Annotated in this window: 1 protein-coding gene (only partly in view); it reads left to right on the top strand. The window is 49.4% G+C overall.

The genetic code is table 11. The features are described 5' to 3' along the window. Positions 1 to 24,049 carry the 3' portion of an Ig-like domain-containing protein gene (locus tag G8768_RS10625; RefSeq protein WP_167202765.1) on the top strand. The gene continues 9,167 nt to the left of window position 1, outside the view, so only the last 24,049 of its 33,216 coding nucleotides appear in the window; its start codon lies beyond the left edge, outside the window; the stop codon is at positions 24,047 to 24,049.

Genomic DNA, 24,049 nt, shown 5'->3' with positions numbered 1-24,049 from the left:
TTTCTTCCCTGAACAGCAGGATGAGGTCAGTGGTTCGGGTAATATCAAATATCTGTATTCCGATGTTCTGCTGAACGGGGGTGAAGTTTTCACCGGCACAATCAGTGAACTGAGTGCAGGTGCTGATTTCATTCTTGCTGGTAAGTCTGCGGTTGATACGCTCAGTGGTCCGAGTGGAAACAATTTTTCTCAAACATTAATTAACAACATCGAAAGTAATGTCCAGACAGGGCGGGTATACAGCAATGATACTGAAGCTGAACTGTTAATTTTCAGTTCGAAGAGTGACCCGCGCCATCCAGGGCTACCCTATTCATTATCTGGACGAATTGCATTGCCGTTCCCGGATGTTTATGGTCTCCACAGTGCTGGCCAGTTGGCCTTTGTGGCGAATGGCTTGGGTGGGGTTCAAGTCTTTAATATCTCCGAACTGGAATCCCCCTACAAAGCTTCCTTTATTCAAACAACTGGTCTTGCCCGTGACGTTGTCGTCGACGGTCGATTTGCGTATATCGCTGCTTCGGAAGAAGGACTGGTAATTGCTGATGTCAGCGATCCAGCGATGCCGATTGTAGCCAAACTCGATACGTTCGGAATTGCCAATCGACTGACCATTAAAGCGGGTGTTGTTTATCTCACCGATATGGCCGGGGATACTCAAAACTCACAGCTAAACATCATTGACATTCGTGACCCGTACCAACCAAAGCTGTTAAATACTGTTGCTTTAACGCCAGCACGCAAAGATCTGTTGGCGGGCGGTAGTTATGATGTTTCCGTATTAGGTAACCAGGCTTTTGTTTCAGTTCATTATTCCAATGCTGAAGGAAAGGCGGTTCAGGGGATTGTAGAGATCATTGATCTTCCGAGCCTTGAAGAAGTGGGACTTGATGCGACGATTCCGGTGATCACTCATCCTGAAGCCAGCAATCAAGACCCGGGCAGCCGCGGCTTCTCTGTCGTTCGCGGTGGTATTCACGTGGCAGCAGGCACGCAAGGTCTCGCTCGCGTCACTTTGCCGAGTCTTACGATCTTATCGACGTCCCCGAAATCCGGTGCAAGAGATTTAAACAGCCAGATTGCTAGTGTTGATATTGAAATGTCTTCCGCTTTGCCTGCAGATATTGATATTCCGGCCTATGTCCGAGTGACGGTATCTGATCCTTTGATCGGAGAAGACGTCAGTGATCGCTTTGCAATGTCACTGACGCAACCTGCAGGTATCGACAGCAATCGTAATATCAGTCTAGTGCCCGATTCAGAATTCAGTTTTGCTGCGAATACGGAATACTTTGTTGAAATTGCTGACGGTCTGACGGCTTTGAATGGGCAGACTCTGCCACGTAGCTACAGTTTCAGCTTTTCGACTTCCCGAGCGGGCGCTGAAGCGGCGCCAATTATCGAAAGCATCACGCCAAACGCTGGCGGTATTGAAGGTGGCACTGAAATTGTAGTGAGTGGTGAGCACTTCGGTGAAGGTGCTGAACTCTTTATTGGCAAACAGAAAGCTGTAATCAGTTCAATTGAGCTGGCGGATTCTGAACAGCCTTATGATCGAATTCATGCTACCACTGTTGCCAATGTGGCTGGCCCAGCGAGTGTTATGGTACGTAACCGTCATGGCCTTGAAACAGAATTGATCGGTGGCTTCAACTATATTCAGACCCTACAGCTGTCGTTTGTAAATCCGGCCGTTGTTAAAATTGATGGCCAGGACACTGTGGTTGAGTTAACTGGCTATGGTTTTTCCAATCAGACCTCGATTAAAGCGTGGCGGGAAACTCACCCGGACGACATTCGTGAATACAGTGTTGATGGGGAAGCATTGACTCTCCTGAGCGCCCAAAAAATGCGTTGGCGCATTCCAAACTTCAACGATTACCGAGGTTTTCTGAATGTAGAACTCAATGATGAGTTGGGACGTGTGTATTATGCGCACAATGCACTGTTCTACGGTAAGTTGAGTGTGAACGGTGTCATTGAAGCAACCGCACCACTTGGAGCAAGCGGTGCAGGTGACTATATTCCTGACGCTGGCAAACTGCCACCAGGCAAAATTGTAGCGACGGCGGCTGATCCAGACCAAAATTTGTTTTATGTCCTGGGTGCTGGCTACAGTGATCAACAAAAGTTTGAAGTTAATCCAGATGTCGAATACAACTCTTTGGAGGAATTTCGACAGTTTGCTGCCCCGGGCTGGATTTCTCTGGTTGCTTATCAGCCTGGTGATTTGGAAAATGCCGCTCCGATGCACGGACTTGGATATTTCAACTTGCCTCAGGATGTCGTTCCTCAATCTATGGCTCTAGAGGGAGAGCACTTTTATTTGAGCGCGGGTGGTCACGGCTATTCACGTATCGATACGGAATTTGAAGATCGTCGTATGATATTTGTATACGAACGAGAGGATCGTGATCTTGCATCACAAGGAAATCCGGGAGTAGGGCGCGATCGAAATTATATCTATGCACTGGAACTGAATTTCAGTGTGGCCCCCGAACTTATGGTGGCGAAGGACAATATTCTTGTTGTTTCCCAAAAGCTCTCTCGAGCGGTCCCTGGTGAGGGCGTCGCCGTCATCAGTATTGCCGACCCAAGCCGTCCTACTGTTGTAAAAACTTTGAGTACGGCGGTTATCGCGGGAGAGACTGTTCAACTGAAACCCAGTTATGTTGACATTATCGGTTCCAGTTTGCATGTTGGCACCGAATCCGGCACGGTCGTATTTGATTTGTCAAAACCAAGTATTCCGCAAATCAATGATCATGGAGTGAGCGGATCTGCCGAGCGCGGCAACAATTGGATCTTCTCATTGAGCGGGAAAACTCTCCGCAGTTTCGGTATTCGCGGGGAAAGCGATACTGAGCTGCTTGGTAGTTATAGTGACAATGGGCTGACGCTTCCTGGCCATAAAACCGCCATCGCGGCGGCCAGTAGTCTGTCAGCTTATGCGACATTCAAATCCAATTTAAATTCTCCACCCGATAGCTATATTGGGGTATTGGATGCGGGGCAACCGGATAATCTGCGTCTGTTGGATGCGGTTAAATTGCCCGACTATGCGAAGACAAGTACTCGCAACCTCCAGTTAAATGGCGATGGGATTCTGAACGGCTTTACGGAAGGAGCAGTTGGAAATCCTGGATTAAGCTCCAAACTCTTGCTGATCGATACTGAAATACTCGATATCACTAATAGCCAGCCTTATAACGGCGAGGCCAATGTTTCTCCAGATGCAGAAATTGTGTTGCAGTTTAATCGTCCACTGGCGATTCCGGCAGGTGAGACTGCGGCAGCGTATCTGTCTCGTTACCTGGCTCTGGTCCATGACGATGGTACGGCAAATGGGCAGGTTCAGGCGATCAACATCAGTTACGATGAAGGCTCTCCAAAAACGATTCGACTGCAGGCAAATTCACAACTGCAGGGCAGTGAAAACTATTATATTCAATTGAAAGATGAAGCAGGTAGCCGTCGCAGTCTGGGCTTGCTGGATCATCGAATTTATTTCAGTACCGCGGTGTCTGCAGGCCTCAAACCGGAAATTCAGGAAATTCAACCTCAGCAATTGCCAACCGCCGGTGGACAAATCAATGTGTTGGTTAAAAATGCGAATAATCCAGCATTTACCATAGCGGGTGAAGCGGTTTCTATTGCCAGCCAATTGCAGACCAATCCCGAAGAAATTCGCTTTACATTGGATGTGGGTGAAAATCTGGCCGGCTTGGCAGAGCTTGAGATTATTAATCAAAATGGTATGACTGACCGAGAGCTGGGGGCATTGCAGTTTGTTGAACCTATGGTTCTTAACAGCATTTCTCCAAATAGTGGCTCTGTGAATGGCGGCACTGAAGTTATATTCAGTGGTCGAGGGTTTGGTTCCGATTCTACGCGCTTGTCTGTGTATTTTGGAGATCTTGCCGTACCGTCAGAGAATATACGAGTTCTTGATGCTCAAACGGTGAAGGTCATTACACCCGCAGGCCGAGTGGGTACCGTTGATGTACGCCTGAGTGTGAGTGGTGGATTGAGCTCTACCCTTGAACAGGCCTTTAGCTATGAGCAGGCTGTGGACGCCAACATCCGGGGTGGTGGGCGTGAGCATATTTATGATTTGGACCTCGATCCGACCGCGACCTTTGTGCTTGCTGCAAAAGGCCAGGACGGCATTCTAATTTATGATATAAACCCGGCCAAATACCTGAATGGCCAGGACGCCGGTGATGGCGCAGAGATCGATCCTTCTGTATTAAAGCAGTTGATTGATGCGGATGGGGACGGAACCGACGATCGAGTGCTGGCAGAAATTGATCTGCCAGAAAGCTATGGAGCCTATGGAGTCGAGTTCTATTTTGAACGCTCACTGGACAGGGCGTTTGTAACCGCGAGCAATGGTTCTGAAGCGGCTCTGTTCATTTTGTCCTTGAATTCAGCGGATTTAAGTAAGTCCCATGTTGTTAAACAGATTGCACTCCCGTCGACGCTTGCCAAAGGTATAACCGCGCAAAGTAATGAAATTGCTATTGCAATGGGCGAGGCAGGCTTTGGAATAGTCGATAGTTATTTGCAAAACAAAGCGTATCTCAGTAGTCGTTTTACGTTGCCAAATCAGCAGCAAGCTCTCGACGTTGTCGCTTTGCCCGCCGAAAACGGAAAGTCTCGATATTTACTTCTAGCCGGACAATTCGATCCTCAAACCAATCGACTGTTGAATCCTGAGGATCTGGATAGCGGTGGTTTGTATTTACTGGAGAACAGTGCAGAGAAGGGCATCGAACTCCTGTCAAGCCTGCCATTGCCAGGCCTGAAACTTGCAAAAGAGGGTGGTAACTTTTTTGTCGCCAGTGGCGAGGCAGGCTTGTCTGCGGTTACTCTGGGTAGCGACGGAGAGCTTCAGTTGCTGTCTCGTGTGAGTTTTGATACTCATGTCTATGACGTTGATGTGAAAGGTGGAATCGCTTATCTCGCTCTTGGAACAGGAGGTGTGGCCAGCGTCGATGTCTCCAATCCGTCGAATCCAATTGTCGGTACCGGGCTGCAAGTTGAAGCGGCGGGGCACTATGATGCCGTATTACTGACCGATTTTTCAGTGGTAACCGGTGGGTTGAGCAGCGATGGTCGACAGGGTTTCTTGCAAACCTCGGACTCTCTCGCTCTGACAGTAAGCAGCGTGCTGCCTGATGACGGTTACGTCTACAAAGATCAGGCCGGCGCTATTATCACTCTCAGGTTTAATAAAGAGATTGATGTCTATCCTGACAATACTGATAAGTTCAAGTTAATAAATGAAAGCGGCTCAGTTGTCGAGACCAGCGTTAGCATTGAGAACAATGATGCTAAAATTCGGATTACCTCACCCAACGTGTTATCTAATGGCGACGTTTTGCGCCTGCGCGCTGAAGCTGGAATTGCCAGTGCCAAAGCGATTAACGATGGTTATAGCGTACTGTTTGAACTTCAACAGGACCGGGAATTTACTTTTGAGTATCAGGCGAATCGAGGAGATAAGCCGGAACTCAATACAGTAGTGCCTCGTCGTTTAGAACTGGGCATCCAGACACAAATTAGTGTAACGGCGCGTAATGCCAGCGCTAACGCAGAGCGACTACGCCTGTTTATTGGTGGTCTTGAAGCGACTATCCAATCTGTAATTGATGATGATACCGAACAAGGCAGTATTATTATCGAAGCACTGGCTCCGGCAATAAGTATTGCAGGTCAATTTGATGTTGAACTGCACAGTCTCTCCCGTGGCGTATGGCGTAAGTCTTTGCTTAAAGGTGGGGTTGCTGTTGATGGCTCACTCAAGGTGGAGTCCATCAGTCCAATCTGGGGGCCTGTAGATAGCGAAACCCAATACACGGTTATCGGTTCGGGCTTTGAACCTGGTCATTCTCTGGGGAATGGTATTAAAGCCAGTATCGGCGGTATTCCTGTCTCTGCACTTGAGGTTATTTCTCCCAGCGAAATGCTGATTACTGTAAGTGGCGGTGCTCCGGGATTAAAGGATCTCGTGATCGAAAACCGTTATGGTCGAGAGGTGCGGGTTGAAAATGCAGTTGGGTATGGCTTGCGAACCTTGTCCGAGGCTCAAGTCAATGGCCTTAATCCTCAAAGCATAGTAGTAGAGCAAGAAGACGGGGTGGCGCTGGCCGATGCGGGCTTATTTTCAACCTTGTTCTCAAGTAGCAGCCAAAATGACAGTGGTATTCCAAGTGGCGACTCATCTGGACAGGAAACCCCGGATGCGGATTCTATATCCGAGTTGCTTGGAGGCGGTGCGTCCATTGATCCTCTGATTGTCAGCAGCTTCGATATTCAAGATGGCGACCAAACGCTATTAGTAGGGGGCGCTTCAACTTTGCCGAGCGGTTCCTCCGGGCGTGTCGATTTGTTAACACACCAAAACTTCCTTGAGCTGGATATGAAACGGGCAGCGTCTGGCCTGTCGGAACAAGAGAAAATAGAATTCAGCGAGTTGGAGGGGCGAGGACTTCCAACGGCCACCGATTCATTGGGACTCGAACTTTTCTCGTACACCAAAAACAACACTGATCACAAAGCTCTGTTGGTTGCCAATGGTGTTGGCGGGGTTGCCATGTTGAACCTTGATGACTCTCAAGGTATGCAAGTGGTTTCTCGTGAACTGCAGGCTTACCAGGGCGATGTGACCTATGGCATTGAAGTTGTCGGGCGAGCTGTACTGGCCTCTACATTCGGGGGTGCCGGTGAGCGTCCTTTGTTTAGTGATCCTCCTCCACCCAAGTGTGAGCCGAGCGCTGGTATGGGATCAACGAATGCTGGACGCATTAAGCTCTTAAGCTACCTATCCCCTGAAGACCCTGTCGATCTGGGGGCCATACAAGGGGTATCCGGGGCTGCTCGCTTGCGTGCGCACAATGATTGGTTATTCGGTGTGGGTGGCGTGAACGATACAGGCTGGCCCGAGATTTGCCCGTTCGACTTGAGGACAGCAGGCGCTTCGCGTTTGCCTCCTGCACCGGACAGTGGCGGCGTTGTGCTGGGTGTTGTTAATGCTTACAACACCTTCGATCCACAATTGAGTCGCAAGTTTGAATTTGAAGGTAATCCGAAAGACATTGCGTTCTACGGTGATTTTGCGATTGTCTCTATTGAAAACTTTGGCTTGAGAATCTTTAACCTCAAGCGTGAAGAACAGACCGCTGCTGTTGATTTCAGCAACATTATCAGTCGCACACCAAAATTGAGCAGTCTCAAGGTAGTGGGCAACTTACTGTTAGTGTCGGCAGGTAGTGCCGGACTTATGGTCTTTGATATCAGTGAGCCACTTTCGCCTGTCATTATTTCCGCGGGTACCGCAGAAGTGGTAAACGATCTGGATATCTTTAAGGGACGATTATTGGCAGCATCGCGTCGCGGTGTTGTGCAGTTGGAATTACCTCATTCTCTGGTGCTGAAGGCTTCCCATGTTGAAGGTGACAAGATCGGTGCTGCTGAAAGCATTGTTCTGACCTTTAATGAACCCGTAACTGTTGACTCGGTTACTGATGTCAGTAATTGGGTAATTACTGATGACGAAGGCAACGCGGTCAGTGGTTTAAATATCACGGCGGTTGATGATGCCGACAATCAGCTCAATTCGGTTGAGCTAAGTTTCGACAGGGAGGCGGGCAAGACTTACCGTGTTCAGCTAAAAGATCTGCGTAATTTACGTGGTAGCGGTTTGTGGCGTCCATTCCAGATGAACTTGACGGCAGCGGATACAGGCGCAGTCCGCCCAGTGATTGAGGGTTTTGCAGAACCGACTTATCGCTTCGGTGAGAGTCGAGACCTGATTATTGATGGCAGCGGCTTGCGTAACGATCCGGCAGTCAAGGTGCGGATAGACAATCGAGAAGTCAGCTATGAGTACGTTGATGAAAATACTCTGCGTATTCCAGCGGTAACCGTAGAACTTCTCGGATTGAATGCAGGAGCTCATCATTTGCAGATCAGTGATTCCGGTCTCGTTGCAAATCAGTTGGGTGCCCTGGTAGTGGCTGAGGCGATGACTGATGCCAGTTTTGATCTGTCGCGGGAGTCAGGTTCAAGTGAGGGTGGCCCTGTTGTCAGTATTACAAGTCAGTCCAAAGTTTTCCTCCCTGGAGCCAAAATCATATTGCGCTCTTTCAGTGGCAAAGAGATTCGTACCCAGGAAATCCAGGCTGGGAATTACCTCTACAACTTGCGTGATGACGTGCGCAGTATGCAGCGAATGGATTTCCGTCTTCCCGCAGTAACCGAGCCTGAGCTTTATGAAGTTTTGGTCACTCAGTCCGGTCTTGAGCATAAAGTTGGCGAGTTTTCATTCCAATTGAGGGAAGGCCGAGGTATCGAGCTCCCTAATTATCCTCCACAACGTATCGGGGCATTGGGTAGTCGGAATGAAGAACTGTATGTCGGTGTTGATTTGGGTGGAGTTCAGGACTCGGCCTCAGCGATACCTTATGGTTTGGAAATTTTTGATGCCGCCATATGGGATCGACCTGTTCGCTTGGGGCAACTTGCTACCAATGCTCCGGTCAATGGTTTGGCTCTGGTAGACGATAGCGTTTATTTAGCGGCTGACAGTGCCGGTGTATTGCAGGTTGATGTTCGTGATCGAGCCAAGCCTTATGTGGTGAAGCAACTGGAAATTCCTGGCAACCGTGTTATGGATGTTGCGTTTAATGCCGCTGAACATGTTCTGGCGGTAGCGATCGACAATGGCCAGGGCGGCAGCTTTATTCGATTTATTGATGTGCTCGATCCTGAATTGGATGCGGCAACACAGTATTCAACGTTGAATTTAAATCGCAGTGAGCTTTCAGGCAGCGTCGTAGATATTGATTGGCTGGGGCAGCGTTTGTATGTATTGCTGCAACGTGCAGATACACTTGAACTTCTGACATATCATGATGTGGCCAATGCCAATTTTGAACGCCAGGTTATTGAGCGTGCATCGGTACAAGCTGATCAGCGACCATCTTTTGAGGTGTATTACGGACAGATTCTGATTTCTACCGGCGCGGAATACTTGATTCTACGAGAAGACGGGCAGAGTGGGTTTTATGAGACCACTTATTGGCAGGAAGCTCAGGAGTACTACAGTGAAATCGCCTCTATATCCGGTCGCGTGTTCGCTGCAGTTGAAAGTGGTCTACAGGAAGTGGGGAATGGTCAGCTGGTTCTAACGTCGACCAGTAACTTCAGTGCCGGAATCAGCAGTGGCGAATCCATACAATTTGCCTTTAACCAGTTACTTAATACCGACCAGCTTCTGCCGGGGCAAGGTGTACGCTTAGAAACTGCTGCAGGTGATGTCGTGGATCCTGCAAATTATGAACTTGTTGCAGTGAATACACTTGGTGGTGCTCAGGTAGAAGTTCGCCTGTTGCCGGGTTACAGCTACGAGGGTGGATTGCGTATCTTCCTTGAGCCTTCAATTGCGACCTTAAGCGGTCAGGTGCTGGATCGTGAGATTAGTTTTGATTTTGATCGCAGTCTCAAACAAAGACCTGAAATTAATTCGGTAGTTCGTTTCTCCGACGATACTGAATACAGCGAACATTTCCATGCAGATGGCACTGAAACGGCCCGAGTCAAAGGCAATGGCTTCGGTCAGGATCCTGCGGCTTTGAATATCCGAGTGGCTAATGTACTGGTATCGGCAGCTGATATTCTCAGTGTTGATGAGCAACTGCTGAGCTTCCGTGTACCCGATCTCAAATTGGGTAATGACGCCGTAGCTCTGTCTTTGAGTATTGAGCGTGAAGGGTTGAGCAGTACAGCACATGGTGCGATGATTCGCCTGCCTAAACTCGCCCTGGAAACCTTAACGCCGGATTCCGGCCCACCAGAGGGTGGTGGCCTTGTTGATATATATGGCCGTGGTTTCGATGCCAGCACTCAAATCAGTTTTGGTTCGCAAATAGCAGGTGATGTTCGTCTGCTGAGTGAAAACCATCTTCAGGTTCGCGTGCCCTCGGGAGAGCTGGGGAGAGTGGATGTCAGCGCAACATCACAGCTGTTTGCTGATGAAACTGCGACACTGGGTTCTGCCTATTTCTACACAGAAAAGCAAATCGGTACCGTTGATTTGCCTCGTGATAATGCGGCACCCATTAGTGCTTTGGCTTTGAGTGACCAAGTACTCTACGCCGTTACCGGGGGTAGTTATCCCGTGGTTAACGAGCAGGGTAGAGTGTTGAGCACATCAACCAGCGTCGATGCGCAGTTGGTCCTGAGTGACGTGTCCGATCCATTGCGACCAGAACTGCTGTTCCGGGATTTGGCAGGCAAACAATTGCCATACCATTTCCGTAGCACAATTAATCCTGAAGGGTTCAGAGACATCGAACTGGACGGCAAGCATCTTTATCTCGTAGGTGGGGATCGTCTATATCACTTCGATATCACCTTGCCGAGTGACCCAAGTTTGCTGCGTGAATATCGCCTCAACGATCAACTTCATGACGTAACGGCCAAAGGTGGTTTGTTGTATGTCGCTGGCGAGAAAGGTGTTTACGCTTATCGGGTTGGCCCTGACCTGGATCTACAGCGTTTAATTGTAATGGATACCACTAAGCTGGGTGGCAAACCGAGCAAGCTTGCGCTCTCTGATGAACTGCTATGGGTTGCATTGGCTGAAGCCAGGAAAGTTGTATCAATTGAATTGCGCAGCGGCCTCTACAATATTGAACACAATATTGCAGCGTTGGATAGCAGTGCTAACAGCTATCGCCCTGAAGATATTCTGGTTCATCAAGATAAACTGTTGGTGTCCACTGGCGAGGGCGCCTCGGTACAAGTTTATCAACTGGGTGATGTTGCCAATAACGCTCGTGCTGAGTTGAGCTTGTTGATTCTGCGCCAGGATGGTGAAGTCTTTGCTGGTGACTTGGCGATTCAGGGGCAAGACCTTTACGTTGCCGCTGGGCAGGGAGATCTGCAATTGTTTGACATCTCTACCTGGTTGGCGGGAGATTTCAGGCAAGGTTTGGCGCTGAAACAATACTATTCTCTGACTGGTTCTGCCGAGGCGGTTGTACTGGCCGATAAGAGTTTTTATGTTGGTAGTGCCTATATTTATGCCGATGGAGAGCCTGCCGAAAATCCGGTATCTGTTGACGCTCATATTGGCGGATTGGGCGGTGGTTTAAACACCTTTGAGCCGAAAGGGCTGGCGGTGATTGAGCAGTTGCCAGTGTCGGGTGCGTACCTGCCTGTCGATGGAGCGATTGAAATTCAGTTCAACCGAATTCTCGACAATAGCCAACTGGCATTGATCGACAGTAGTTTGTTGATCCTTACCCAGGCAGGGCAGCGTGTCGAAGGTTTGAGTTCAGTAAGCACCAATAACGCGGGTTCTCGAATTCGATTCAAACCCACAACTGAACTTGATGCTGAAAAAGTTTACCAACTCACACTCAGTGGAGCCTTGAAAGATATTCATGGCAATTTGCTGGGTGAAGATTATCGCTTTGGCTTTACAGCAAGCGCTCACCGTCAACCGGAAGCGAAGCAGCTGCAACCGAATGCAGGCACTTGGCGTGGTGGAAGTCGCATCACGGTATTGGGTAGCGAACTGGCGAATGTCGATACGATTTGGTTAGGCGATAATTCCATTGCGGCCAGTGAGTTTGCGGTTCACAAGGATTCTGAAATTCAGTTTGATACGCCTGCTTTATCGGTAAGTCCTACAGGAAATTTGAGTGTTGGTCTGCGCCTGAGTGCTGGGGCGATGAACCAGTTTATGCCGTTGGCCTTTACCTATGTCGCTGATCCTGAAATTCAGGAAATCGGAGAATATTCCCGGGATAATGAATCCGTACTTGAGCAAGTCAAAAGCTTTGAATTCAACGGCAATCAACGAATCGGCATCCGAGGTTTGGGCTTGGGCGTAGAAACCCGAATTCAAATCAATGGTCGCCCAGCCAGCGGGGTGGAGTATCACAATGACAGTCTGATCAGTTTTGATCTACCGAGAGATACGATCGGTACTTTGACGATCAGTCTGAGCAACTTGCCAAGTGGTAATGATCGTATTGAGAACACTCAATTGACAGTTGTTCTTGGCTCGAAGATTGGTCGTCCGGGTATTCATCAGATAAGCCGAGATGGCTCAATTCTGGCTATGTCTTCGACGAACTCTGTATCCCTGTTCAGTCAAATTGAAGCAGGATTGCCGACGTTACTGTCGCAGATTCCACAATCTGGAACGGTAGGCGCCGTGTCGATTTCAGAGGGCTATCTGGTCGTCGCCGATGGCGCCGGTGACCAATTGCGTGTCTATGATATTGCGAACGTTTATTCACCTCAGGAAATCAATCAATTCGATTTGCCTGAAGCAGCAAGTCTGGACGATCTTGTGCTGCAAGGTCAGACAATATTGGTACGTACTCAAAATGATGTTTACGCCGCACACGTTAAAGCGGGGGACTTTGTTCGTATCGAAACCGGTTCAGCCATTGTTGATTTGGTCGCTGATAAACAACACGCCTATATGTTGTATGGTGATCGACTTGAGGTGCGCAGCCTGGAGCAACCTGAAACCGTTGCAGCCACTCACAATCACAGCCTCAGCTCAGCGAGTAATATTGTGCTCGATCAACAGCGTGCGTTGATTTACAGCGCGAGCGGATTTGAGCTTCTGACCTTGTCCCGGATTCGCAGTCAGCAGCAATTGCCGCTACTTGGAAGTTATACTGGGGTCATCGAAGAGCTTACCTTTGAGGGAGAGCTTCTGGCTCTGTACAAAGAAAATGAGCTGCGTTTATTTGATATCAATCTTGCGTCAGGTTCGGTTATAGAATTAGCGGAACTGAGCGAAGTCGACATAAAACAATACACTCCTGACAACTTATCGTTGAGTAATGGAACGCTTTCCTGGATTGATAGTGAGAGAAGCTATCGCTTCGCGAATGTTCCTTTTGCGAACGTCGTAAGAGTACTTCCTGAACAGGGCATTGCATCGGCTAATGCGTCTGTTGCTCTGAACTTTAGTGGATCATCCGAATCCTGGGAAGGGGTGACATTAGGGCTCAAGGATCTTGAGTCAAATAGCGATATCAGCGGTGTAACGTCACTATTGGGCTCTCGCTTGAGCTTCCAGCGAGTTGACGGAAATTACATCGAAGGCCGTGATTATCAAATCAATTTATTGAACGAACCACAGCAAGCTTTGGTGGGAGCGAATGTAAGCTTTGATTTGCCTTGGGATATTTCCGCTCAAGCATTGTTCGGGGCCGTGAAATTCGAAGTGTACGATATTTCTCCAAATCTGATCTTAATTGACAGTAGTCACGATATCAGTGTGACGGGAGATATGCTGGAGAACATCACAGAAGTTTATCTGAACGGCACTCAGCTGGCGGCTCAGCAGTGGCGTTACGACGAGCAGAATAAAACCATTGTGTTGAGCTTGTCTGTGTCGGAGCAAGGCGACTATTCAGTGCGTTTCCGCTCGCCCTATCATGAGCAAACATTGCTTGGAGCTATTGTCGCTCAGGCACCTCTGGGCGCCATTCAGGCAACGACGGATAATTCTGCAGCAAATAATCTGCTGAGTGATACCGGGGGTGATACGATTGTCATCGCCGGGGAAGGGCTGGGTAAGGACCTCGTGGTTTATATGGTACCTTCCGGTTTTGAAAGCGGATACACACAAGCCGATAGACTGAATGGTGACTTTAGCAATAATCAATATACGGCGAGTTCTCCAGCCGTAGAACATGATCAGCTGTACTCTCTGATTTTGATTCGTGAGGATTCTGGCCAGGAAATTGTCTTGCAGGATGTCTTGACCGGTGTCGACGATACTTCCCCGATTCTGGAAGAACAGCAGCTCATGTCTCGCACTCGAAACCTGGTGCTGGAATTTGATGAGCCGGTTGTCGCAACAGCGATGTCCGTCCAGGAAGAAATTCTGGACTACAGCGGTAGCGCATCGGTTGATGTCAGTACACAGTTTGATCTCGTTCAGACTCAGGAGAAACTTGAACTCAAACTGCTTCCTGGATTTGAGTTGCGTAGCAATCGCCGCTACACCATTACGATAGAAGGTATTGCGGATGAGCGCGGCAATCAGCCAACTGAAACGCAAACATTGAGTGCCGGAGCCTTTACTCAGGTTCTGAATACCGAAGACAGCTTGGCGCCGCGCAATATTCAAATTCTTAACGCCGCCAATGATCAGGCACTGAATGAAGGTGATGCCTTCACTCGCGGTCGTCAGTATGAGGTGCGTTTCGCGGCGGAAGATAATCTGGACGAAATCGATGATCTGATTTTCAGAGTGCGCTTATCTACCGATGGCGGTGCCAGCTATGGCGCGCAAACCGAGTTGGCGAGTGACGAGAGCTTTGAGTTGGATATGCCCGCTGGTGTTGATTCGCTGTCGATTCGGGTGGATGTTGTTGATAGCAGTGGCAATTCGGCGCAGCTGATACTGCCGCTAACGGTTGCAGATCCGGATATTGCCATTGGTGATATGCAGCTAAGCCCTTCAAGTGTTGAAGAGGCCAGTCGTGTTCTAATCAGCTTTGAATTGAATGGCGATGTCGGGTTGGTTCGCGAGGCGAATATTCGAGTTCTCGATCGTTGGTACCCGGCTGAAATTATTCTAAATGGCGAAAGCCAGGCTCAGGTTCAGCTCTCTTTCCTTAATCCGAAGTTGGCCGACATTGCACCTGTCACCGAGATACCCGTGCGTTTGAGCCTTGAATACGGTGAGGGTGTAAATATCACCGCTGACAGCAGCTATACCTTGGTTCAGGACGCGACTGCGCCGACCATCAGTATTGTATCGCCACGTGATGGCGACAAGATCCCTGTTGGAGAACCTGTTGATATTATCCTGAAATCGTTCGACCTCTTCGGTGTTGATAGAGTAGAAGTCAGTATTGGTGTCGGTGGCTTTGTTGAGGCCGATAGCCCGACCTCACATCGTTTCACGCCGGATAACCTTGGTGGACTCACAATCGCTGCACGCGTTATTGATTCCTCCGGTTTGATTACCGAAGCCAGCCCAATCACAGTTGAGGTGATCGAAGGCCAAGCTCAGACCGAAGCGTTAAGCATCCTCAAGCCTAAAGATGGCGCTGAATTCTATGAAGGCGAGCTTGTAGAATTTGAAGTCTTGCTGGGTAAAGATCAGGGTACTTTAAACCTCTTTATTGGTGGTGATGAGAACGACGCCCGTAATCCAACTCCGATCACATTGGATCGAACCGCTCAGTCGTCTGATCGCTTCAGCTTCAATGTCACGATGCCGACGATTGGTGAGAGCGCCGTATTGTTTGCGACCTTGGAAGCAGATGGTGCTCAGGATCGCCGGTTTATCAATCTGGTTAAAGATGATGGTCTGGACCTGGATCCAGAAATCACGGTTCTGCCCGAAAACAATGTATTGGCGGGTAGCGAATTGTGGTTGCAGGCCAAAGCACCAGACACCATGGAAGATTTCGATAGCTCGTCTCGCTTGACGATCATCGATCCAAAAGATCAGGGACAAACTCAGGAGCTGCCGTTCAGCGATGGCCTGCAGGTGTATCGCAGCCGTGATGCGGGAGCAGAAGTCTTGCTGCGAGCAGAGCTGCGGGACCGTTCCGGCAACAGCAAAATCGCAGAAAAAACGCTGGCGAAGATTCCATATTTGAGCACAAATAAACAGCTCGCCTATACGGCGCCAGCGGGAGATCAACGCGTTGTGGCTTTGCACCACCTCCCAGGTGCAGGCTCTGACCGCATTCTGCTTGCCCTCGATAAGGCCGTTGAAGAGCGTTTCGCTGTTAATGATCTGTCGGGTAGTGAAGTACTGAGCGGTAGTGGGCGTTTGTTACGAAGCGAAATGACGGGCTTGGGTCTCTTCTTATTGTTGGAAGATCAATCCGGTCAACGTATTGATTACTTCGCTCACACGACAAATGGCTTCGCGCCGGTACAGAGCCTGCGCCTCTATGGCGACTTGCTGGCGACAGCTTCCAACATTGCTTATCTGCAGTTTGGTCAGTACGTGAGTGCCGCGGTGTTCACCGAAGAGGGGATCAGTTGGTTGGCAGGCATCCAGGCTGGTGGAGAAATTCGCAGTGCTGAGGCTTCCATCAATGGATTGCTATTGCTCAGCAGTGAAGGTGTTGAAGAGCTTCGAATTAACTATCAGGCTGCTGTTCCTCAGCTCGAATTGAGCAGCAGTATTGTTGCCGCGGGATACACAGAACTGGCGTCTCAGCATGACAAGTTGTATTTGTGGAATGACAAGCAAATAGCCGCGTACAGTCGAGGCCAAACGGTTCAGCACCTGCATACTATTGAACTGGCAGGAGAGGTTCGCGATCACGTAACCGATGGTGAGCTGATCTGGCTGCAAATTGATAGCGATTTGTCGAGTAAAGCCTGGTATGGCTTGCGTGGCGAAGAGCTATTGGCGATTCGCACAGAGGGTTTTGTTAAGCAGTGGTTTGCCGGAAACAAGCTCTATGAACTCTACCGTGAGAATGACCGCGATAAGCTGTATAGCCGTTCATTGAATGCGACAGCTACTGCCCCTGTGCTGTCTCCGGTAGTAGAAGCGAATGTTCAATCCGTAGATATCATTCTGGAGCATAACGCTGAAACCCTGGGCGGTGCTGAATCATATATTGTGGATACCTCGGGTAATTATCGCCCGGCCGCAAGAGGCTCGAAAGATGGTAAGCCTATGTTGCGTATTGCGCGCAGCCAGCTTGCTGCTGGTAATCTGCAGCTGTTGTATCGTGATCGCTCTGGTGCTGAAGAGCGAGTGGATTTGACGATCAGTCATACTCCGTTAGGCACTATTGACAGCGTTATTCCAGTCGCTGCTCAGGATTTGAGTCGTGGTGCAGAGATCCCACTGCGTGCGTATTTTGCGGATACTGCGAGAGTCGACGAGACCTCAATAGAAGTTTCGGGAGAGCGCAAACTTGCCGTGGGCGAGCAAGCGGTGATGCGTTGGGTTCGTCTACCTGAGAGTGGCGATACTGTAGACTTGCGCTACTACGCCAATGGCAGTGTGCAGCTGGAAAACAGCCACAACCTGATTGATAACGATGCCTCACTGGACAGTGTGACCTTGGCAGCGCCTCAGAATAACCAGCGCTTTGCCGAGGGTGAGTTAATGTCTGTTAGCTATCAGTTGACGGATAACAACAGTGAGTTCCGTTTTGCGGTTGCGACGCTATCCAGCTTCGAAGGCGAGGAAGTTGCACGCCTCTACTTGCCTGAGAGCAATGGTCGATTTGAGTTGCGTCTACCGCTCTTGTCGAGCCAGCAGAATTTCAATTTGGTGGTTCGCGCATACTATGGCGACAGCTATCGTTACTCAGAGCTTGCACGTAACATTCGAATTTCTCCGCAGTTACAACTGCCGGACGCACAGTTACAAGGCGTAAGCAGCGCGGTGATGCGTGGCTCACGACTGCGTCTCTCGCATCAAAATAATTTAGCGAGTGACTTGCGTGCAACCATTGAAATTACCGATATCAATGGCAGTGTACTGGCCAGTGGTGAGCGCGAAATTGACTTCAGTGTTAATGTCGCATCAGACGTGAACCAGTTGCAGATAAAAGCTCGCGTTCGTGATCAACTGGGCAATGAACGTTCGCGTCAGTACCGTATTGCGGTTTATGACGGCTTGACGGCCAACAGTGGTTCGGCACCGGCTTATGATTTTGCTCTGACGGCTGCGGATGAATTATTGCTTGTACAGGGAAGAACCGTCCGGAATTTGGCTGGTGATACGCTTCTGCAATTGGGTGGTACAGTCACTGCGGCTACCTATCTTGGCGAGAAGCTGCTATTGGCCATTTCCGGGGAAGGCCTGAAGCTTTATGGTCGTGCTGATGTGACTCAATCGTACAGTGAAGAAGCCAGTTACAGTTTGAGCGGTAACGTTGAAAGCATGAGTAGCCTGGCCCATGACCGACTCCTTCTCAATGTGGATGGACGCTTGGTGGCCTATCAAGTCTTTGGTAAGGAACTGTCCAAAACCAATGTTGCGAGTATTCAAGGACAGGTTTTAGCTGTTCAGGTTCAGGGCGAGCACTTCCTGGTTCTGAGCAGTGCAGGACTGTACCGTTTGAATCGCAATTACACAGTAGCGGCCAGCAGCAATGGTAGTTTCAAAGCTATGGCTGCGATGGATGGCTTCGTGTATCTGGTTGACGAGTCAGGAAACTGGCGTGCTTATGATGAGTCGTTCGATGAGTATCGTTTGAGCTTGAATCATTCGGCTCAACAGTTGATTCCACTACAAAATGAACTTCTGGCATTAGACGGAAATACGGGAAGAGCTCAATTGATTGACTTCCGCAATCCGTTCCTGCCTGAGGTGCGTGGTAGCTTTGTTATACCGACTGCCACACAAGCTGACTCTGCTTTCCTGTATGGAGGTGAACTGTTCCTGGGTGGTAGCAGTCAGCAGAAATTGTCATTGGCATCAGCGGCTAGCGGTCTACTGAAACTGTATGAAGATGACAGGCCTAAGGGTAATGTCAGTAGTGTTGCTATTGATCGGGGCTACTATTTGGCCGCTGCCGATTACTACGGCAGTATTTCCCAGCATCTGGACGAAAACGGACAGTGGGATATTCAAGTTGTACCTGCGCCTTATCAGGAGAGCGCCCAAATTGTTGACGCGGAAGCGGGCAGGGCCTTTGTCTTGCAACGTGGCGTCCAGCGTATTCTGGATCTGCGCAAACTTCTTGATCAGAAAACCGAAGCTCTACTGCAAGGTGCCCAGTTCGAAGACTTTGCGTTGAGCAATACCCGATTGGCCGCCAGCGTAGGTAATCAACTCTACATGGTTGATCTGGATCAGAGCGGTCAGGGTTCTCTCGAAGTTGGCGCCAGTGAGCCGATCAGTGCTCTAGCGGTGGCAGACAAGTTGGTTTACACCGCAGATGGCCAGGGTGTGGTTTATCAGGTCGCCACTGAGCTTCCGATCGAAAGTGGACGTGAAAATATCCAGGCCCTGTTCAATGCGGGCGAAGCGGTCAGTCAACTGGCAGCGAGTGGAGATCACTTGTTCTACGGTGCTGGACATCGTATCCACCGCTACACCATTTCCAGCTTGCTGGACGAATCGTTCGACCTCGAAGGTTCTGTATCAGCGCTGGCGTATCGTCAGGGGATGGTTTGGTTTGCTGTCGGTAAGAAACTGTACCGCAGCGATGCTTACAACTGGACTCAACCCGAGTTGGTGCTGGAACTCGACGTCACGGTTCAGGATATTGCTGTTGATGGTGATCGCCTGCTGTTGGCATTGGGTGAAAACGGCTTGGAAATTTACCGTATAGCGACGTCATTGCTGGCCGCAGATCCAAGTTTGGCTAACCCTGCCAGTATGAAAGTTTTGCAGCAGGGTGATGAAATCGAACTGAGTCTGGCCGATACCAGCGGTGTTCGTGCGGTTGACTACTACGTAGATGGTCGCTTGCTCAGTCGCCAGGCGGCCGAACCGTTTGCCACACGCGTTATGTTGCCGGCGGATTTACGTAATGGTCAGACCTTTGATGTCAGTGCCAAAATTGAAAGTGTTTATGGCCTGCATCGTGAATCCGTGGCTCGCTCCCTGGTATTGCAGGGTGAGAATCAGCCGAGCAATAATTTCCGTATCGGTATGGATTTGACCAAACCGCATCGCAATTTGTATCTGCCAAATCCAGTTCAGATTGAAGCGTACGTGCTGAACAGCAGTCAGCCAATCCAGCAAGTGGAATTCTACGAAGCCGACAGTGCATCAGGTCCATTTTCACTGATTGCCAAACGTACTGGCCCGGTTTATTCGGTGCAGAAATTCTATGAGTTGGACGCCAATAAGTTTATCAAGGCGCGTGCTATCGATATCTACGGTAACTTCACTGAGACTCCGGCTCAGGCCGTAACGCGTCTTGTTGACCCGTTCGCTCCGGAAGTTGAATTGCAAATTGAGGGCTTGATTAAAAATGGCAATCCGGTGGCCGGCCGACCCTTTACCATTTTGGCGAAGTCTTCCGATACGGGAAGTGGAGTGGATACGGCATTCCTGAAGCGCAACGGTTTGATTGTTGCTGTTGCTCGTGGTGGTGATGACATCAGTTATACCGAAACCGCGCCAGAATTGGGCACTCAATTGAATTTTGAAATCGAAGCGCTTGATTTCAGTGACAACAAGTCCAACAGTACTCTCAACCTGACGGTGTTGAATGATTTGTTGCCTAGCATCAATGAAGTTCGAGTGGGTGATGATATCTACGAACGCGAAGAGTTCAGGGTAGAAGTTCAGGCCAGCGACGATATTAGTGTTGCAGCCATCGAATTGAATTGGCAGGGCGAGCGTATTGAGATGAATCTTGGCAAGGACTATGCCGGTTTCTATCGTCATCAACTGAAAGACAATCGTTCTGGACGTGTGAGCGGCCAAATAGATGAGCCTTTGGTAGTCAGAGTCATTGATAGCAGTGGTCAGGTTCAGACTCAAAATAATTCTGTAACGATTAAAGAGAATAAAGCCCCTGAAGCTGACAAGCTGAGCATTGTTAAGCCCACCAGTGGTTACTATGGTTTCCGAAACGTTATCCGCGTGAGTAATCTTCGTGAGGCCAATGGCGAAAATCGACTGGAGTACTTGAATCTGGAGTTGATCCAGGAAGATCAGGACGGTGCGCCAATTAAGGTTCACAAAGCATACACCGCTGAAGAGTCTAAATACTTCGAGGTCACTGCTGATCCGGGTTCCAGTGCGGATGATATTTACCGCTTCCGAATCAAGCTGATCGACGAACTGGGCCAGGAATCCCTCACTGAGGTGCAGAGTTTCCCGCTTAACGCCTTGCCTGATCAGTTACGATTTGTCGATGAGGTTGACGTGAACCCCGGTGTTGCTACTGTCGGTTCGGAGCTTACCTTTAAGCTGTTGGTTCTGGATGGTTCCGGTATTGCAATTTCAGGTGCCGAAGTGGATTTGGTTCTGCGTACCGCAAATGGGTCGTATATCCAGGATATCGCGAACGGTCTACCGAGTGATGAAAACGGAATCGTTAACTTCGCTTGGACCAGTCCAAGCGAAGCAGCAGCTTATAAAGTCGTTGCCAGTTCTGTAGCCGGTTTGCAGGCCGTGCATGATTTGCAATTGGTGTCGGGCGATCAGAGCAGTGTGTCTGTTGACTATATCGAAGCAGTGAAACCGGGCGAAACAACCACAATTGTCGCTCACGTGCTGGATAAGGACGGCAATGTTGTTACTCAGAACTCAACGTCGACAGTATCCCTCACCATTACTGAACCGCTGTTCCACTTTGGTTTTGCAGAAGGCGTTGTGATCGAGCCGCTGCAACCGGAAGGAGAGAAAGCGACAGTAACCCTGAACGAAGGTGAGCTGAGTGTGGACTTATCAGCAAGCGTCAAAGGCGGTGATTATGAACTTACGGTTCTGGTGGATGGTCAGGAATTGCCGATTGTTTATGACAATGACGGTGAGAGTGCTACCGACCCTGTAAGTGTTGACGCGATTCCATTAACGGTAAGCTATGGCAGCCCGCAGGGCTTCGCGATGGAAACCATAGCCATGAGCAATCACCCGTTTGGGCGTGAAGATGTTCTGGAAACCGGTGAAACTGCCACGGTGTCTTTGGCCCTGGTCGATGAATATGGTAACCGCGTTAAGACGGTCGACAACGCTGGCCAAACTCAGGATGCCAACCTGACGGTGAACATTAGTGAAAATGGCGAAGCTCAGATTGATGGTCAGGCTGACAGCGCGACATTACAAATTTCTGCGGGTTACGTAGAGTTTGCTGTGCATAATAACGAAGTCGAAACCATCGAGTTGAATTTGTCTTCTGTGACGCCGCAGCTCTCGGGTGTCGATAATAGTGCGAGCCATTCGCTGGTCTTTGCTCGTCGTCCAGCTGCGATCAATCAGCGTCGCTTTGTCCAAACTCGTAATGATGACCCGGCGTTGATTGAATTCACCTTTAGCGAACCGGTGAAGCAGCAAAGCTCTGCCCATATGGTTCGTTTGCTTCTGGGTGATCAGGAAGTATCAGGCTTGGCAGAGCTGTCCGATAGTACTGTCAGCTTCACATTCGCTGATGCCATGGAGCTGGGGCGTTGCTACCAGTTCACGACGGTAGGTTCAAGTTTGGTATCGGTAGCGGATGATACGCCGGTACTGGAACGTGCCGCTAACCTGTGTGCTCCTGTGATGTCAATTCCTGCACAGCCTGATCCGTATATGCTCGAAGGCAGCAGCCAGAATCTGGTGGTTACGGCGGCAGCAAACTTTAATCCAAATGGCTTTGAAGGTATGGAACTCAGAGTGGCGGGTGAAAGCTTCTTTGTGAGCTATCCAGAGTTGCAGTTTACGGTTCCTACCACTACGGGTACCGCCGCAAATGATGGAGACAGTTTTGATATCGAGCTTGAGATCGTAGGGGCAGAGACCTCAATGGATGTTGCCAATACCCGCTCGATTCGCATTCTCCAGCGTGAGGGTGATTTCGACAATGACGGCCTAAACAACGCACTTGAAGTTCTGCTGCAGTTGGATCCAATTTCTTCGGATTCCAATGGCGATGGTACTGATGATGGTGCCGAGGATAGCGATAACGATGGTTTGAGTAACAGCGATGAACTGAGCCGAGGCACTGAGCCATTTAATCCGGATTCCGACGATGACGGATTAAACGATGGTGCTGAAGTGAATACTCATGGTACCGACCCATTGAATCCGGATCATGACAATGACGACATCCCGGATGGTCTTGAAGTCGCGACGGGCAGCTCGCCTACCGATCCTGCATCGGGTGATATCAGTAGCGCAGTTACCGCGATAGTGGTTAATCCATCCGATATTTTGATCGACCTGGACGCCGCCAATGAGATGAGTCTTGAAGTGACGGCGACGGCCGAAGCGGCTGGACGTCAATATGAACTGAACGTCAGCGAAAACCGCTTCGGCACTCAATACACTTCAAACGACAGCAGCATTATTGAATCTCTGGGCAATGGTCAATTTGCATTGCGCAAAGACGGTGAAACCAGTATCGATATTACTCTGGGTTCAGCGAGTGCAAATATTCCAGTGAAGATCAATCCTGGTGTCGGCCCTCAGGGAGCCTGGCGTTTGCGTCCGATGTTGCCGGCACAGCGTCTATATGCTGGCAGTAACCACGCTAAGTTGTGGCTGGAGTATCAGGATACGCAGGCGGTTGGTGAGTTAACCTCCGTAACATTGGATGGCGAGGCAATGAGCTTTAAAGTGAATAGCTTGCTTCCAACCTGGGTTTACCGTGCACCGAAGTTGGTAGAAGACAAGCAGCGTCTCGATATTGTCTACGATCCATCCAGCGGTGGGTTTTTGCCTCTGTTTGTACGATTCAAGTACACAGGTAACAGCTATGACTTTGAGATGTATACAAGAATCTGCATAGACTCAACATGTTCCGATACTCTGAGCAGTGAGCGTATTTACTTCGTGGATGATGGAAATCTAAGTGTGGATGATGAAATCAAAAATGTTCAGAATCCGAAGCCTGGTAATTATATTATGGCTGTGATTGTTGGTTATCCAACTCCACCGATTGAAGATGTTTTGGCGAATAAGCCTTATCCGCCTCAAAACACGCCGCCTCAGTCAGGAAACTTGATTACGGAAATCAATCTGAACTCAAACATTTTGGATCTTCAGCCTGAAAGTCAGGGAACTACGATATACAGCCTGGAACTTACCTCTCCGAATGGTGTGCCGACCCAAAGCAATGGTGAACTGGAAATTCAGTACACAGGCGCACTGGATGGTGAACAGAAAACAGAAATTCTTACTGTGCCTGTCAGCAGCGATCCGGATGCAACCATTGTAGTTGATCCAGCGGTGCCTGATACCTTGCAATTGAAGGTGGGCGAACCCATTCAGGTTCCGGTCAATATTGAAGATCCTGGATTAAATGATATTCGAGTGGAATATTTGCTTGATGGCGAATTGCTGGAAGCGCCGCGCAAGGGTAATACGGCGAACCCCTGTGAACCCTATCCAGAATGTAACTCTTAA

Source organism: Pseudoteredinibacter isoporae, assembly GCF_011602085.1.
GTDB classification, from domain to species: Bacteria; Pseudomonadota; Gammaproteobacteria; order Pseudomonadales; family Cellvibrionaceae; genus Pseudoteredinibacter; species Pseudoteredinibacter isoporae.
The sequence above is the reverse complement of the archived record's forward strand: the minus strand, read 5'-3'. Positions and strand labels throughout refer to the sequence as shown.